The sequence below is a fragment of the Corynebacterium occultum genome, from assembly GCF_009734425.1.
Classification (GTDB): Bacteria; Actinomycetota; Actinomycetes; order Mycobacteriales; family Mycobacteriaceae; genus Corynebacterium; species Corynebacterium occultum.
On record NZ_CP046455.1, the window covers coordinates 1,551,145 to 1,566,580 of the forward strand.

Sequence of the window (15,436 nt, forward strand, 5' to 3'; positions counted from 1 at the left end):
CATCACCGCAGGGAAGGGGGTTCTACGTCTTTGCTCGAAGACCGGGGGCAGGGTCCCCTCGATCTAGTTCCTAGAGAACATCATCGAAGTTTCCTCCCCCACCGAAACTTCCGGTCGGTCGCTGCGGAGCAGAGGTCGGGTTGACGGGGTGGGTCTGAACCTGGGTGTTGGTGGGTGCCGGGGCGATCGGCTCCGGGCGGTAGTCCAGGGCGGAGGCGGAGTCATCGTCCTGGTCGAGCCAGTCCGGACGCTGCCTGTTACGGCGCTTATCGTTCCACCGGCAGAACTGCAGGGAAAGCTCCACCAGGACATTCAGTGCGAAGGCCAGGATGAGCATGGAGAAAGGATCCTGACCCGGGGTCATCAGTGCCGCGAAGACGAAGAGCGCGATGACGATGACCCGACGCTTGTCCTTGATGGACTCATAGGTCAAGATGCCCACCACATTGAGCATGCCGATGATCAGGGGCACCTCAAAGCTGACACCGAAGATCAGCAGCAGGGCCAGCACGAAGTTGAAGTACTTCTCACCGGTGAGCGCCGCGGTCTGGAATTCATCACCGATGCCCATCAGGAAAGCCAGTCCGTAGTCGACGACGAAATAGGCCATCACGGCACCGGAGACGAAGAGCAGGACTGCGAGGCTGACGAAGGTGAAGGTCGAACGACGCTCGGTCTTGTGCAGCCCCGGGGTGATGAAGGCCCAGATCTGATAGAGCCAGACCGGGGAGGACAGGACGATGCCCGCTAGGGCACCCACCTTCATCCGGAGCAGGAACATCTCAAAGGGGCTGGTTGCCAGCAGTCGACATTCCCCGTCGAAGGAGAAGTCAGCCCGGCTCTCCTCCGGCAGTGAACAGTAGGGCCCGCGGAGAATATCACCCAGTGAAGAGATACTGAACCAGGGAGTGGTGATCCTCAGCTGGTACCAGATGAAACCGATGATGCTACCGATGACCAGAGCGATCACTGCGTAGATGAGACGACGGCGCAGCTCCCGCAGATGATCCACCAGGGACATCGTTCCATCGGGTGCCGGCTTGGTTTTCCGGGGCCACAACTGCCTCTTCGCCTTCTTGGGCACGGTCTCGGGCACCGGGTTATGGGGCGCGGCAGAATTAGTCATGTGCAATCACAGATGTACGACGGTGCGTACTAGTTCTGCGGGTTGGGGTTCTGCTGATTCGGCTGCTGCGGCTGCTGGACCGGCGGCTGCTGGAAATTCGGCTGGGCATTCGGCTGGTTTTCGGGGCGATCCCAGAAATCCTGCTCCGGCTGGGCCTGGGGAAGCTGCACCTGCTGCTGGGGCTGCTCAGTATCGTTGTTCATCTCCTTGACCTCGGACTTGAAGATGCGCATGGAGCGGCCGATGGAACGGGCTGCATCCGGGAGCTTCTTCGCGCCGAAGAGCAGGATCACGACGACCGCGATGATCAGGATTTCCCAAATTCCGGGAGTAGGCATGGTCACCTTTCAGTTTTTAATGAGCAGAATCAGACCCCAGGGTAGTGGTCTGTCGGTTGATCATACGCTGCAACCCCTGATTGTGCGCGTTGAAGTAATGCAGCTCTCAGCTGCTCAGGGCCGCTGACTGTCATCCGATCGGACTGCCCGAGGGCAAGTCGCAGAAACCACTCCACCGAGGGGACGGTCATGGTGGCCCGCACCATCCCCGATTCTGTGCTCTCCCCCAGCTCGATGGGATAGTAGTCCGCGAGCCAGGTGGCGTCGGGGCGAATGAGCAGTTCGGCCTTGAGTTCCACCGCCCGGTAGTTGAAGGGATCCTCCACGTCGAACTCCAGCTGCTTGATCCTGGGCTCAGATTTTTCCGCCTCGATCCGGGCATTGTGCATCCGATCCGCCCGGAAATGACGGTGTGCGCCCTCCCCCTCAGCCGTGGGATCCCAGGCACTGAGGTAGATCTCTTCCTCATGGGTGAAGAGCCTGGCCGGGGAAACAGTCCGGCGGGCAGTGACATCCCGGGAGGCGGAATAATAGTCGAAGCTGATCTGCTTTCCGGAGCGCATCGCCTCCCTCACCTGACTCAGCGCCTGGGATTCATCCTCCCGCTCCTGACCGATGGAGTCGAAGACCGCGGCGGTCTCCTCCCCCATGATCTGGCGGATCTTGGCGGCGGCGGACACCACCGCTTCCCGGTTGAAGAGACCGGGGGCATTTTCCAGGGATTCCAGGGTCAGCAGGAGCGCCCCCGCCTCGGTCTGGGTCAACCTGAGGGGGCGGTCCATCCCCTGGTGGTCGAGGACGGTGACCTGCTGATAATCCGCATCCAGATCCACCAGGTCACCGGGGCCAAGTCCGGGCAGGCCACAACACCACAGCCGGTTCAGGTCATCCTTGATTTCCCCGGGCTTCCTGCCCAGATCCCGGGCAGCCTCCATGATGCTGCGCTGGGGGTGCGCCTGGAAATAAGGCAGCAGGCTGAGCATGCGGACCAGGTCCGCCAGTCTCTCACTCTTCTTCATTTAAATTTCTCCCCCCTGGATCAGCAGTGCCCTGACATCTTCCCGGACCTCCGCCGGTTCCAGCAGCACCACCTCCGGGGCATAACCTGTGACGGTACGTACCAGCCAGTCCCGGTCCACATCCACCAGACGCCACTTACCGGGGCTTTCCTCCTCGCCCTGATCCTTGAGCACCTGGGCACCTTTCCCGGGCACCGAAATCAGTGCATCAACCATGATCTTCTGGTTGCGTAGCCCCTCTTCCACCAGTTCCTGGAGGTTGCGGTCTTCCTGGCGGTGGGTGGCAGGACCGAGTTCCTTGATATCGGTGGCCCGGAAGATCCGGAAACTACGGTGGGTCCCCCGGTCCAGGTCATGGCCGACCAGATAGAGCCGGTTGCGGTGGTTGACGATCCCCCAGGGATCCATGGTGCGCAGCACCGGTTCAGAGACCCGGTCGGCGCGGTAGCTGAAACTGATCCGGTGATGTTCCCGGCAGGCGACCAGGAGGGTATCGAGCTGCTCCGCACTCAACCGGGCAAGATCATTGAATGAGTTGAAGGCCGGAATCTGTTCCAGGGTGCGGGTGGCCCCGGAGGCGGCCAGCTTGGTCCAGCCGGAACGGGCGAAGGCGGCCAGCTCACCACGCTGGCCGATTTCCCCGGCTAGGCCGAGCATGGTCGCCTCCTCCAAGGTGAAGCTGACCTCCGGCAGGGCGTAATCATCCGTCTGGAGGCGGTAGCGGTTGCCCTCCTCAGCGGCGATGGTCTCAATGGGTACCCCGGCCCGGATCAACAGCGCCAGGTCACGACGCAGCAGCTTCGCCGTGGCATCCCGGCCACCCCGGGCATAGCCCTTGACATGTTCCCGGATCCAGTCATTGCTGAGGAAGCCCCTACCCGCCCGATCCGCGTCGAGGAACGCGAAGGTGAGGTTGGTCAATCTCTCAATCTGCGGGTCTTCCTCAGTCACCTGCTGCAACCTTCCAAATAGTCAGTGTTTCCGGTAGGAACCCTGGTTTTCTTCCATGTAGGCGATCAGTTCGTCCACGCGATCATCGACCGTGTTGAAGGGATCGTCAAGTTGAATCGAGCGAGCTTCCGGCTGCTCAATCTTCAACCGCATCCAGTCCACCACCACGGGGGCACCCAGTTCATCGGCGCGGGTGAGGAATTTTCCTCGCAGCGCGGCCCTGGTGGTCTGCGGGGCCAGGGTCCTGGCCTCCTCGACCGCAGCTTCGGTGGTCCATCGCTTGGCCAGGCCCTTGGCCTCCAGCACCGGGAAGAGACCCCGGCCGGGCCGGATGTCATGGTAGGTCAGGTCGATCTGGGCGAGTTTGGGGTCATCGAGGGAAAGTCCCAGCTTGTCCTGGTAGCGCTGCAGCAGCTTGCGCTTGATCACCCAGTCAATTTCCTGGTCGACCTCGGAGAAGTCCTGGGTGTGGATGGCCCGCAGCATCCGCTTCCACAGGTCAATGACCTGTTGCAGCACCTCATTTGGGGTACCGGTGTCGGGGCGTTCCTTGAGCCAGAACTCAGCGGCCTCGCAGAAGGTCTGCTGAACCTCCAGGGCGGTGACGGTGGAGCCGTCGACCTTCTCCAGCAGGGTATTTCCGGTCTGGTCGCGGGCGATATCGCGGACATGGGCGCTGGGATTGCGCAACTGCATGTCCGGCAGGTCGAAACCTGCCTCGAACATCTCCAGCACCAGCAACATGGAACCGACCTTGAGGGCGGTGCTGGCCTCGGACATGTTGGAGTCACCGACAATGACGTGCATGCGGCGGTAGCGTTCGGAGTCCGCGTGGGGTTCATCACGGGTGTTGATCATCGGCCGGGCCCGGGTGGTTGCTGAGGACACCCCCTCCCAGACGTGATCAGCCCGCTGGGAAACCACCCAGCCACCCTTGTAACCACTGGCGGCACGGGCGATGGTACCGGCACCGCAGATCAGCTGGCGGGTGATCAGGAAGGGCAACAGCTGGGTGCCCAGCTTCTTCAGGACCACGGAACGGCCCACCAGGTAGTTCTCATGGCAGCCATAGGAGTTGCCGGCGGAGTCGACGTTGTTGCGGAAGAGATAGACCCTGCCGCCGATCCCCTCGTCGACGAGGGCTCGCTCCGCTTTCTGGGCCAGGTCATCGAAGATGCGGTCCCCGGACCGGTCTGCAGCCAGCAGCTGCAGGAGGTTATCGCACTCCGCGGTGGCGTACTCCGGGTGGGCACCGACGTCGAGGTAGAGCCTCGAGGAGTTCGGCAGGAAGATATTGGAGCTGGAATGTTTCTCCACCACCGGTCGGAAGAGGTAGCGGGCGATCTCTTCCGGCCCCAGCCGACGGGAGCCGTCCTGGGAGGTACAGGTGATGCCGTACTCGGTTTCCAGACCGACGATGCGGCGGGTGAACACCTCGGGTGCGGTCATGGGGTCTACTGTCCACCCTTCTGAACGTAAGAGCGGACGAACTCTTCGGCGTTGGACTCGAGCAGGCTGTCGATTTCATCGAGGAGATCATCGGTGCCGGTGTTGTCGATCTGGGCCTGACCGCCGGAGAGGTTGAAGTCTTCGTTGTCATCCTCGCCGGAGCCACCGCTGTTGACCTGGGCCTGGGGATTTGCTGCCATGGGAAATCATGTCCTTTCAAGGGATTTTCAGTTTATTAGGTGTTGAGACCGGGCTTGGGGGCAGCAGGCCTTCAGGACAGGCTGCCCCTCCCGGGGGGGGCACGAAGATTCAGGGAGCTCCCCGGGTATAACTCAAGGATAGAGCTAGTGCAGGTGAGGCTTGTTGATCTCACCCTGCAAATTGTGCTGGGTGCGGATCCCCTCCACGTGAACACCGTGTTCGCTGAGGCCTGCCACCAGCTCCGCCACGGTTTCGGCGTTTTCCACCAGATCCCCGGCCACCTCGCGGTTCATGCCGTCGACCTCGCTGAGGGAGATCTTGGCTGAGGCTTCACCGAGGTTGAGCACCATGGTCTGCCAGCTGACGGCGGTGATGGACTCACCGAAGCGGGAGACCACCCGACCACGGAAGTAGGCGCGGGAATTTTTCGGCGGATTCTTCGCGGCGAAGTCGATCTCCTCCTGGGAGACCAGGGTCTTCATGCGGCCCTTGCGCACCAGGGCGTGGTAGAGACTCTTGGCCGGATCGATATCGCTGTACTGCAGGTCGATCAGGGCCAGCTTGGGGTCGGAGATGTCCGCACCGCGGTCCAGGTAGGACTTGATCAGGGACCACTTGGCGGTCCAGTCCAGCAGGTGGGCGGTCTTCAGCGGGTCCTCGGCGAGCAGGTCCAGAACCTCGCCCCACAGGGCGATGACCTTCTCGTCGACCTCATCGGTGGCGCTGACGCGCTCCCGGTAGATGCCGAGGATCTCCAGAGCACTGAGTTCCCGGCCGTCGACAAGCTTGATCTTGACGTTCAGGCTGAGGTCCCGGGAGATGGTCCGCAGGTCCTCCACCGGAGTCGAGAGTTTCAGGTCGGAGAAGTCCACGCCCTTCTCGATGGCGTCCATGACCAGTTTGGTCATGCCCAGCTTGAGGAAGTTGGCGGTCTGGGACATGTTCGCATCACCGATGATGGTGTGCATGCGGCGGAAATGGACGGCATTGGCGTGCGGCTCATCGCGGGTGTTGATGATGCCACGATTGAGGGTGGTCTCCAGGGAGAGCTCCTGGTAGAAGTAGTCGGCGCGTTGGGAGATCTGGAAACCCGGGGTGTCACCGGCCTCCCCCAGTCCGATGCGGCCGGCCCCAATGATCACCTGACGAGTGACGAAGAAGGGGATCAGCCCCTGGGACATGACCTCGAAGTCGGTTTTGCGGCTGTACTGGTAGTTCTCATGGGAGCCGTAGGAGGCACCCTTGCCGTCGACGTTGTTCTTGTAGATCTTCAGCGGCGGGCAGGGATCATGCTTGTCCAGGATGGAGATCCCCTGCTGGGTCAGCTCTGCGACATCGGCGACGGCCTGGTTCATGACCACATCGCCGGCAGCGTCCCAGATCATCGCGTCCCAGGCGTTGTCGCACTCCGGGGAGGCGTACTCTGGGTGGGCGTGGTCGACGTAGAAGCGTGCGCCATTGTCGATGACGACATTGGCCACCCCCATCGCGTTGGGGTCGACGACGGGGACGGTGCGGTAGCGACGCAGGTCGAAACCACGGGTGTCCTTCAGGGGTGCCTCATTCTCGAAGTCCCAGCGGGTGCGTGCCCCGGTGTTGACCGCCGCGAAGGCCACCACTGCGTGAGTGGAGGTGATGATCTGACTGAGGTAGGGGTCCTCGGGGGTGGATATTCCGTACTCAGTCTCAGTGCCCATAAATCGTGCCATGGGCCACACCTTAGCGAAGAACGCGAGCTGCGATCACCATCTGCCCCTGTCGTCCGGAGATGCGGCTCCACTCATCCGGGTTGGCGGTGTTGGGCAGATCCTCGGATTCGGACTGCTCCATCTCGATGGCCTCCTCGATGTGCCGGATGCTCACACCAGCATCGGAGACCCCTGCGATCTGGTCTTTGATGGCGAGCTTTTTCGCTCTGTCCACGACATTTGCGATCATCGCACCGGAGACGAAGTCCGAGTAGTGCAGCACCTGCCGGGTGCCGTCCGCCAGGTCCAGCTCCACATAGGGTCGGGGGGTGAAAAGCTTCTCGACGGCCGCGTCGATGAGCTCCTCGGCGGGGGTGGCCAGGGGGATCGAAGATGTCAGATAACGGGTGAAGATATCCCTCGAGCCTGCCCGATCCGGGCGTTCCACCCGGATCTTCACATCCAGTCGACCCGGGCGCAGCAGCGCCGGATCAATCAGTTCCTCACGGTTGGTGGCACCGATGATGATGACGTTGCGCAGCCCCTCCACACCATCCATCTCGGTTAACAGCTGCGGCACCACGGTGGTCTCCATGTCGGAGCTGACCCCGGAGCCACGGGTGCGGAAGATGGACTCCATCTCATCGAAGAAGATGATCACCGGGCGGCCCGCGGAAGCCAGCTCCCGGGCACGTTCGAAGATCAGACGGATGCGGCGTTCGGTTTCGCCGACAAATTTATTCAGCAGCTCCGGGCCCTTGACGTTGAGGAACCAGGAGGGGGAACCATCACCGACACGGGTGGCCAGGGAGTTGGCCACCGCCTTGGCGATCAAGGTCTTACCGCAACCGGGAGGGCCATAAAGAAGCACACCCTTCGGCGGGGAGAGTTCATAGGCCGCATAGAGCTCCGGATGGGCGAAAGGCAGCTCCACCGCATCGTGGATCTGCTCGATCTGGTTGTCCAGTCCGCCGATATCGGAGTAGGTGATGTCCGGGACCTCCTCCAGCGAGAGACTGGAGATCTCGGTTTTGGGGACACGTTCCAGGGCCATGCCGGCCCGGGGTTCAACCAGCAGGGTGTCCCCTGCCCGGGCCACCGCGGCGATGGGGGCTGCCAGGTGCACCAGGCGTTCCTCCCCGTTGTGGTCGGCAACCAGAGCACGCTGGGTACCGATCCGCTCAGTCAGGGTGGCGATATTTCCGGTGTCCGGATAACCACAGGCCTCCACCACCAGGGAGCCGTCTCCCAACCGGACCAGGGAACCGGGACTCAGTTGGGAACGGTCCATGTTCGGGGAGACCTTCAGCCGCATCTGTCGGCCATTGGCGAAGACCTCGGCATCATTGCCGAAACCGGAGCTCTTCAGGAAGATACCGTAGGTGGAGGCTGGCTCCGCCAGGGCATCAATCTGGGCATTGAGCTCCTGGAGCTTCTTCTTCGAGGCGGTAAGCAGCTGTGCCAGCTTGGCGTTGCGTGCGGTCAGGGTCTTCAGCTCCCGCTGAAGGTCAGCGGGCTCAGGCGAAAATGTCTCGGTGGGCTTCATGAGCCCAATCTAGCGCCCCTACTTGCGTGCGCGCCGCTGCGGGCGGGGCGGGGTAACCCCATCGGCCAGACGACGGGTCCAGATCAGGAAGGCGGTGTGGGCATTCATGCGGTGCTCCGGGCGGGTGGCCAGGCCCTCCACCTTCCATTCCCGCACCAGTGATTCCCAGGCTTTGGGCTCGGTGAAACACTGCAGCTCACGAATACCTTCCATGACCTTCATCAGCTGTGGCACGGTGGCCACGTAGGTCATGAAAACACCACCCGGAATCAGCAGATCACGGACCACCGGCAGACATTCCCAGGGCTCGAGCATGTCGAGGATGATACGGTCCACCGGCCCATCGGTGTCCTCGCTGGTCACCTCCTTGAGGTCACCCAGTCGGGGGGTCCAGTTCGGGGGGCGGCCACCGAAGAACTCATCGACATTGGCTTCGGCGTACTCCAGGTGATCCTCGCGGATCTCATAGGAGATCAGTTCGCCCTTCTCCCCCACCGCGCGCAGCAGCGCCATGGACAGGGCGCCGGAACCAGCCCCGGCCTCCAGGACGCGGGCGCCGGGGAAGATATCGCCTTCGATGAGGATCTGGGCGGTGTCCTTGGGGTAGATCACCGCGGCGCCACGCGGCATGGACAGCACATGGTCGACCATCAGGTGACGGAAACAGAGATAGTCGCCCGCCCCGGAGGAGCGAACCACGGTGCCTTCGTCCTTGCCGATGATGTCATCGTGCAGGATCCCGCCCTTATGGGTGTGGTACTGCCCGCCCTCCTCCAAGACGATGGTGAAGTGTCGGCGCTTGGCGTCGGTCAACTGGACTCGGTCACCGGGTTGGAAGGGGCCGGAGTATGCCATGGGATCCTTTCGAAAAGGGTCGGTTAATGATTGATCAAGTATGCCTCAAGAGCCTGCGAGAACCACAGCAGGTCCTGTACCCCGGCTAATTCACGGGCCGAATGCATGGACAGCAGTGGCACACCGACATCGACGGTATCGATACCGAGGCGGGTGGCGGTGACCGGACCGATGGTCGAACCACAGGGCACAGAATTATTGCCCACAAAGGTCTGGGAAGGCACCCCGGCGGCCTGGCAGGCCAGCTGCCACATGCCGGAGGTGGCGGCATCGGAGGCGTAGCGCTGATTGCCGTTGACCTTGAGCACCGGGCCCCCACCCAACAGCGGGTGGTGGTTCGGATCATGCTTACCCACATGGTTGGGGTGCACCGAATGCGCGGCATCCGCCGACACACAGGAGGAACGGGCATACATCTGGCGCAGCTCCTCCGGACCTGCCCCCAGGGCGGTGGCGGTACGCACCAGCACATCCTCCAGGATGGGTCCGGCGGCACCGGTGGTGGAGGCGGAACCCACCTCCTCATGGTCGAAGGCGGCCAGAACCAGCACATCGTTTCCAGTGTCCCCGGAGCGGATGGCCCGGAGCAGCGCCTGCAGGGTGGTATAGACGGAACTGAGGTTGTCCAGGCGACCGGCAGCCAGGAAGTCTCCCCCGACCCCGAAAACGGCACCCGGCTGGGTGTCCACGGTGATCAGGTTATGGGCCATGATGTCATCGGCGGCCACCCCGGCGGCGGTGGCGATGGCATCCATCAGGGAAAGCTCCGGGGAACCCACCGCATAAACCGGTTGCATGTGCTGCTGACGGTCGAGCTTGAGTTCGGTGCTGCGGTCCAGGTGGACCGCCAGGTGCGGGATCCTCAGGATCGGCCCGGTATCCACCAGGCGGTGGGATCCGTCCGCCAACACCACGCGACCAGCCAGGCTCAGTTCACGATCCAGCCAAGAGGCCAGGATCGGCCCGCCGTAGACCTCCACGCCGGCCTGCTGCCAGCCGGCGGAATTGAATTCCGGGGTGGGCTTGAGCGTGAAACCAGGTGAGTCGGTGTGGGAACCGAGGATCCGGAAGCCAGAATCCGGGGTGGCGTCCTCCGGAACCCACCAGGCCATCACTGCCCCACCACGGACCATCACATGCCCACCCGGGGTGGCATCCCAGGGGCTGGTGGGGTCCTGGGTCTGAAAGCCAGCGACGATCAGGCGGGAGGCAACTTCCGCTGCCGCATGGTGGGAGCTGGGTGAGGCGGCCAGAAAGTCGAGGAAATCACGGGTTTCATTCATACACCCACCCTAAGCAGATTCAGCGGGCCGCGGGGATCCCGCCAAGGTGAACCAGCCCCTCCGATCCCGACTCTGGCCCGGCGCGCTCCCCTGGGGGTGGGATAGATGGGCTATGGGTAAACCTTGAGGGGTGGGGGAAGTTTTGTCTGTTCGGTCTCTTGGGTGGGCGGCTTCGTGCGTTAAGGTCATGGTCATTATGAGTGATCTTTTTGAAGCTGCTGATGTTCCTTCTCCTGAGCCGGTTGTTAAGCCGAGGAAGCCGAGGCCGTTGGCGTTGTCGCCTTCCCGGGCTTCTGATTACCAGCAGTGTCCGCTGCTTTATCGTTTGCGTTCGATTGATCGTCTTCCGGAGCCGAAGACGGTGCCGCAGGTGAAGGGCAATCTGGTGCATGCGGTGTTGGAGGAGATGCATGAGAGGCCTCGGACGGAGCGGGAGTATCCCGGTGCGGTGAAGCGTCTGAAGCCGTTGTGGGAGCAGATGTGTGCCAAGGATGGGGAGTTGTTGGAGTTGGTTCCGGAGGCGGAGCTCCATGATTTCCTGGTGGATTGTCGTTCCTTGTTGCGGGGTTATTTTCAGATGGAGAATCCGCAGGGTTTTGATGCCCACAAGGTGGAGATGTATGTGGATACGGTGTTGCCGAATGGGGTGCCGGTGCGTGGTTTCATTGACCGGGTGGATATCGCTCCCACTGGTGAGGTGCGGGTGGTGGATTATAAGACGGGTAAGAAGCCGTTGCCGCGTTATAGTCATTCGGCGACTTTTCAGATGAAGTTTTATGCGCTGGTGTACTGGCGGTTGTTTGAGACTATTCCGGCGCAGTTGCGGTTGATGTATCTGAAGGTGATGGATTCGATGTTTTTGGCTCCTTCGAGGGAGGAGTTGGAGTATTTCGAGCGGGATCTGGGTGAGCTCTGGGCCAAAATTGAGGGGGATGGCAGGAGTGGTGATTTCCGGCCGAAGACCTCGAAGTTGTGTGACTGGTGTTCTTTCCAGGAGTTGTGTCCTGCTTTTGATGGCACTCCGCCGGAGTATCCGGGGTGGCCGGGTTCGACTGCTGATAAGTAGGTTGGCCGCAGGGGGGTGCTTGTCGACGGCCCGGGGTTTCTGTCTGGCTGGGTGGGGTCTGGCAGGTGGGGTTGGGCACGGGCCGTCGATAAGTGTGGGGGGTGTTTAGTTCCCGTCTTCTGGTTCTTTTGCCCAGTTGGCGTTGTCGAGGGATATTTCGCGGATCATGTCTTCGAGGAAGGTGATGACCACGTTTCTTTCCTCGGGGCTGAGGCGGGCTGCGGCATGGAAGCGTCGTGAGTGGAGGCGGCCCACGGTGTCGGTGGCTGAGGCCTTGGTGTCGGGTGTGACCTCGATGGCGAAGGCGCGGCGGTCCAGGGGGTGCACATTGCGGATGATGTGGTCCCCGCGTTCCAGGCGGTTGAGCAGTTTGGTGGTTGAGGCGGCTGAGATGTCCAGATGGGTGGCGAGCATGCCTGGGGTCACCAGTTCCTGTCGGTTATTTGCCACGATCAGGTAGTGGAGGGCTCGCATGTCCTGGGAGCTGAGTTTCATGTATTTTTCGGAGGCGGATGCTACCGCGCGTTCGGCTTCCCGGAGCCGGGACAGGGACTGCATGATCTGGCCGATCTGGGCGATGTGTTCCGGGGTGAGGTGGGAGCGGTCCACCAGCTTGCTGTCCGGGTCACTGGAGTTGACGTCATACAGGTGTTGGGAGATCGAGTCCCGATCTCTTTTATCACTGGTGTCCGACATGGTGGAATAGTACTTCTTTATCTGTAGAAAATGGATATATTAACCTGATAACTAATATATCTTCCTGTTGAAGTTATGAAATTTCTTGGAGCTCGGCACCTAGCCCAGGAACACCCAGGCGATCGTGATGGTGACCACGGCACCCACCAGATAGTTGAGCCAGAGGAATACCCGCCATGCCTGGTTGACGTCTTCACAGGTCTCATCGCTGATATTCCAGAAGCGGAGGGTGTTGGCGACATAACCCAGCCCGGCGATGCCGACGATCCAGGCTGGGCCGGGCATCGCGAAGATCAGCAGGGCTGCAATCAGATAAGCTGCGGCCGCCAGGCGGGTGGTCAGTCGGGCACCGAAGGCGGTGGCTATTGAGCTCAGACCACCCTCACGGTCCGCCTTGACATCCTGTACCGCACCCAGGGCGTGGCTGGCCATCCCCCAGAGGAAGAAAGCCAGGACCGCGAACCAGAAGTAGCCGCTGATGGAGGTCCCCAGGATGGTGGCACCGACCAGGGCCGGGGTGGTGAAATGTGCTGACGAGGTCAGCGAATCCAGCACGGGGCGTTCCTTGAACCGCATGGGTGGCGCGGAATAGGCCACCACCGCCAACATCGCGATACTCAACCAGATCGCAGACACCCAGGTGCCGGCCGCATAGAGGGCGATGAGGAAGGGGATCGTGCTCAATGCTGAGGCCCACAGCAGTGGGGCATGCATCGACCGGGGCAGGACCGCACCCTCAATTCCGCCCTTGCGGGGGTTGCGGATATCGGACTCATAGTCGAAGACATCATTGATGCCGTACATGGCGATGTTGTAGGGGATCAGGAAGAACACCACACCGGCCCAGAACAGCCAGTCCAGTCCCCCACCGGCCAGCAGGTAGGCCAGGCCGTAGGGGAAGGCGGTGTTGACCCAGCTGACCGGGCGGGAGGCGGATAAGATTCCGCCGACTATGTTCAGGACACTCATCGGGCGGACTTCTTCCTTCCCGGCCACAGGGCCGGGACAATCAGGGCGACGAAGACGGGGTAGAAGAAGTCTTCGATGGGAACCAGGCCGATCTGCAGACCAAGTCGTTGGGCGTCGCCATAGCCGACCAGCTCACCCCAGATCATCAGGTTGTCGAAGATCGCCGTGAGCACCAGCAGCACCGCCATGACAAGTGCGGTCACCGCCACCTGTCGGGGCGCACTCTTACGCCTGGCCACCCACACCACCACACTGATGAGGAGAAAAGGCAGGCTGATCAACAGGTAGGTCATGCGTTCTGCTCCTTCCGTGTGGCCGCATTCAGCAGCAGGCGCGCACCGGAGGTGAGGTTGATGGTCAGGTAGGTCAGGAAGAAGAGGAAGAGGGGTTCCTCCACCGGCATCTCCGGGGCAAGAATGATCCCGGTCATGTAGTCCGAACCACCCCGGAAGAAGGAACCGGTGGCGATCCCGAGGCCATCCCAGACCAGGAAGGCCACCACCACCACGATGCTGAGGATCGTGGCGCGGCGGGCATCAAGGAAAAACGCCAGCTTCCACCGCCAGTCACACAACACCATGCAGCCCAGGGTGACCAGGAGGATCGTCAGGTAGGCAAAGGGCAGGAGGGTCTCCATCTACACTGCCCCTCCCCCGGGGATCGGCTCCGGCATCGGGCCGGGTGTGGTGTCCCCCTTCAGCCGCTTGACCACATTCTCCGCGGAAATCAGGCACATCGGCACACCCACCCCCGGCACCGTGGTGGCACCGGCGTAGTAGAGGCCGTCGACCTTGGCGGAGACATTCTTTCCCCGCAGGAAGGCGGACTGACGCAGCGAGTGACCGGGCCCGATGGACCCACCCCGCCAGGCGTTGAAACGCTCCGCGAAATCCGCCGGGCCCATGGTCTTGCGCACCACGATGCGCTCCGCCAGATCAGGCACACCAGCCCACTGGGCGAGCTGCTCAATCGCGGCATCGGCAATGGCCGCCACCGAGGCGGAGGCACCGTCGCGGTAGGTGTCCCCGTGGCCGATCTGCTCTGAGGCGGGGACCGGCACCAGAATGAAGAGGTTCTCATGATCAGCCGGCGCCACCCCAGGGTCGGTGGCTGAAGGCATGGAGACGTAGATCGAGCGGGAGGCGTCCAGGGGGCGCTCGGCGTTGGGCCCGTCGAAGACCACGGAGAAGTCGGTGGACCACTCCCGGCTGAACAGCAGGTTGTGGTGGGCCAACTGCGGCAGCTTACCCTTCACCCCCACCATGACCAGCACCGTGCCCAGACCCGGGTCCCGGGAGGCAAAGTACTTCTCCGGGTAGGTGCGCAGCGGGGCCGGCAGCAGATGGTTCTCGGTGTGATGCAGGTCCGCACCGGAGACGACGATATCGGCCGTGAGCTCGCCGACCTTGCCCGCCGCATCACGCACCCGCACCCCGGTGGCCTTCACCTTGCGGCCCTGACCGGTGGTGGTGATGGCGGTGACCTCGGTGTTCAGCTGTACCTTCACCCCGTGCTCGAGCGCCAGGCGGTGGATCGCCCGGATCACGGAGGCGAAACCACCCACCGGATAACGCACCCCCTGCACCAGGTCGGTGTGGCTCATCAGGTGATACATCGAGGGTGTGTTCTCCGGCCGGGAGGACAGGAACACCGCCGGGTAGGTCAGGATCTGACGGAGACGATGGTCGGAGAAACGCTCGTTGACATAGCTCTCCAACGGCTGGGTGAGCAACCTCGCGAGCTTGCCCAGGCGCTCGCGCACATCGCGGTGCAGCAGGGGGCCAGGGGTGGAGAAAGTCGTGTAGAGGAAACGTTCGACGGCCACCCGGTAGGTGTCCCCCGCACTGTCGAGGTAGTCCCGCAGCTTCTGCCCCGCCCCGGGCTCCAGGGACTCGAAGAACGAGGCCGCGGCCTCGATACCGCTGGGCACGTCCAGGGATGCCCCGCCCTCGGGGAACAGACGGTAGGCCGGGGTCAGATCCACCAGCTCGATCTGCTCCTCGGTGGTGGTGCCCAACAGGCGGAAGAAGTGGTCGAAGGCATCCGGCATGAGATACCAGGAAGGACCGGTGTCCCAACGGAACCCATCGTGGTTGTCCAGGACCAGATCACCGGCGCGGCCACCGACAGTCTCGGTGCGCTCCACGACGGTGACGGCCACGCCATCACGTGCCAACAGAGCTGCCGTGGCCAGGCCGGCGACACCAGCTCCGATGACCACAGCCGTGCGGGGTGCGGGGTTGTTCATG

The 15,436-nt window shown here is 62.4% G+C and carries 16 protein-coding genes; 1 reads left to right on the plus strand and 15 read right to left on the minus strand.

Annotation, left to right across the window (positions count from 1 at the left end; all coding sequences use genetic code 11):
• Nucleotides 1-70: 70 nt before the first annotated feature.
• From tatC to COCCU_RS07300, 10 genes are all read right to left on the minus strand, one after another.
• Nucleotides 71-1,021: a twin-arginine translocase subunit TatC gene (gene tatC, locus COCCU_RS07255; protein ID WP_156232681.1), complete on the minus strand. Its 951-nt coding sequence runs from the start codon at nt 1,019-1,021 to the stop codon at nt 71-73.
• A 134-nt stretch (nt 1,022-1,155) separates the two neighbouring features.
• Entirely contained in the window at nt 1,156-1,464 is a 309-nt protein-coding gene (tatA, locus tag COCCU_RS07260; protein WP_156230893.1) for a Sec-independent protein translocase subunit TatA, read from the minus strand.
• A gap of 29 nt (nt 1,465-1,493) precedes the next feature.
• Nucleotides 1,494-2,483, minus strand: a complete 990-nt coding sequence (locus COCCU_RS07265; protein ID WP_156230894.1) for a helix-turn-helix transcriptional regulator — start codon at nt 2,481-2,483, stop codon at nt 1,494-1,496.
• The gene (locus COCCU_RS07270) at nt 2,484-3,434 is read right to left on the minus strand and encodes a helix-turn-helix transcriptional regulator (RefSeq protein WP_156230895.1); all 951 of its coding nucleotides are present in this window, start codon (nt 3,432-3,434) and stop codon (nt 2,484-2,486) included.
• 21 nt (nt 3,435-3,455) lie between these two features.
• Nucleotides 3,456-4,883, minus strand: coding sequence for a Pup--protein ligase (pafA, locus tag COCCU_RS07275; protein WP_156230896.1), 1,428 nt, complete (start codon nt 4,881-4,883; stop codon nt 3,456-3,458).
• A gap of 5 nt (nt 4,884-4,888) precedes the next feature.
• Nucleotides 4,889-5,083 (minus strand): ubiquitin-like protein Pup, encoded by a 195-nt coding sequence (locus COCCU_RS07280; RefSeq protein WP_156230897.1) that lies wholly within the window; start codon nt 5,081-5,083, stop codon nt 4,889-4,891.
• 144 nt (nt 5,084-5,227) lie between these two features.
• Entirely contained in the window at nt 5,228-6,793 is a 1,566-nt protein-coding gene (gene dop, locus COCCU_RS07285) for a depupylase/deamidase Dop (protein ID WP_156230898.1), read from the minus strand.
• 10 nt (nt 6,794-6,803) lie between these two features.
• Nucleotides 6,804-8,318, minus strand: a complete 1,515-nt coding sequence (gene arc / locus COCCU_RS07290; RefSeq protein WP_156230899.1) for a proteasome ATPase — start codon at nt 8,316-8,318, stop codon at nt 6,804-6,806.
• Nucleotides 8,319-8,336: 18 nt separating this feature from the next.
• Complete coding sequence (locus tag COCCU_RS07295; protein ID WP_156230900.1) at nt 8,337-9,173, minus strand: tRNA (adenine-N1)-methyltransferase; 837 nt, start codon at nt 9,171-9,173, stop codon at nt 8,337-8,339.
• 23 nt (nt 9,174-9,196) lie between these two features.
• Nucleotides 9,197-10,456 (minus strand): M18 family aminopeptidase, encoded by a 1,260-nt coding sequence (locus COCCU_RS07300; RefSeq protein WP_156230901.1) that lies wholly within the window; start codon nt 10,454-10,456, stop codon nt 9,197-9,199.
• A gap of 196 nt (nt 10,457-10,652) precedes the next feature.
• Between COCCU_RS07300 and COCCU_RS07305 the strand changes: the two genes are divergently transcribed.
• Complete coding sequence (locus COCCU_RS07305) at nt 10,653-11,522, plus strand: RecB family exonuclease (RefSeq protein WP_156230902.1); 870 nt, start codon at nt 10,653-10,655, stop codon at nt 11,520-11,522.
• 105 nt (nt 11,523-11,627) lie between these two features.
• Here COCCU_RS07305 and COCCU_RS07310 read toward each other — a convergent pair whose 3' ends face one another.
• From COCCU_RS07310 to crtI, 5 genes are all read right to left on the minus strand, one after another.
• On the minus strand, nt 11,628-12,218 hold the full coding sequence (locus COCCU_RS07310; protein ID WP_156230903.1) for a MarR family winged helix-turn-helix transcriptional regulator: 591 nt from the start codon (nt 12,216-12,218) through the stop codon (nt 11,628-11,630).
• Nucleotides 12,219-12,317: 99 nt separating this feature from the next.
• Nucleotides 12,318-13,187, minus strand: coding sequence for a prenyltransferase (locus COCCU_RS07315; RefSeq protein ID WP_156230904.1), 870 nt, complete (start codon nt 13,185-13,187; stop codon nt 12,318-12,320).
• Complete coding sequence (locus COCCU_RS07320; protein WP_156230905.1) at nt 13,184-13,480, minus strand: lycopene cyclase domain-containing protein; 297 nt, start codon at nt 13,478-13,480, stop codon at nt 13,184-13,186. Before COCCU_RS07320 ends, COCCU_RS07315 begins: the two co-directional genes overlap by 4 nt.
• Complete coding sequence (locus COCCU_RS07325) at nt 13,477-13,824, minus strand: lycopene cyclase domain-containing protein (RefSeq protein ID WP_156230906.1); 348 nt, start codon at nt 13,822-13,824, stop codon at nt 13,477-13,479. The genes COCCU_RS07320 and COCCU_RS07325 overlap by 4 nt, the downstream gene beginning before the upstream one ends.
• Nucleotides 13,825-15,435 (minus strand): phytoene desaturase family protein, encoded by a 1,611-nt coding sequence (gene crtI / locus COCCU_RS07330; protein ID WP_156230907.1) that lies wholly within the window; start codon nt 15,433-15,435, stop codon nt 13,825-13,827.
• Between the last annotated feature and the right edge of the window lies 1 nt (nt 15,436).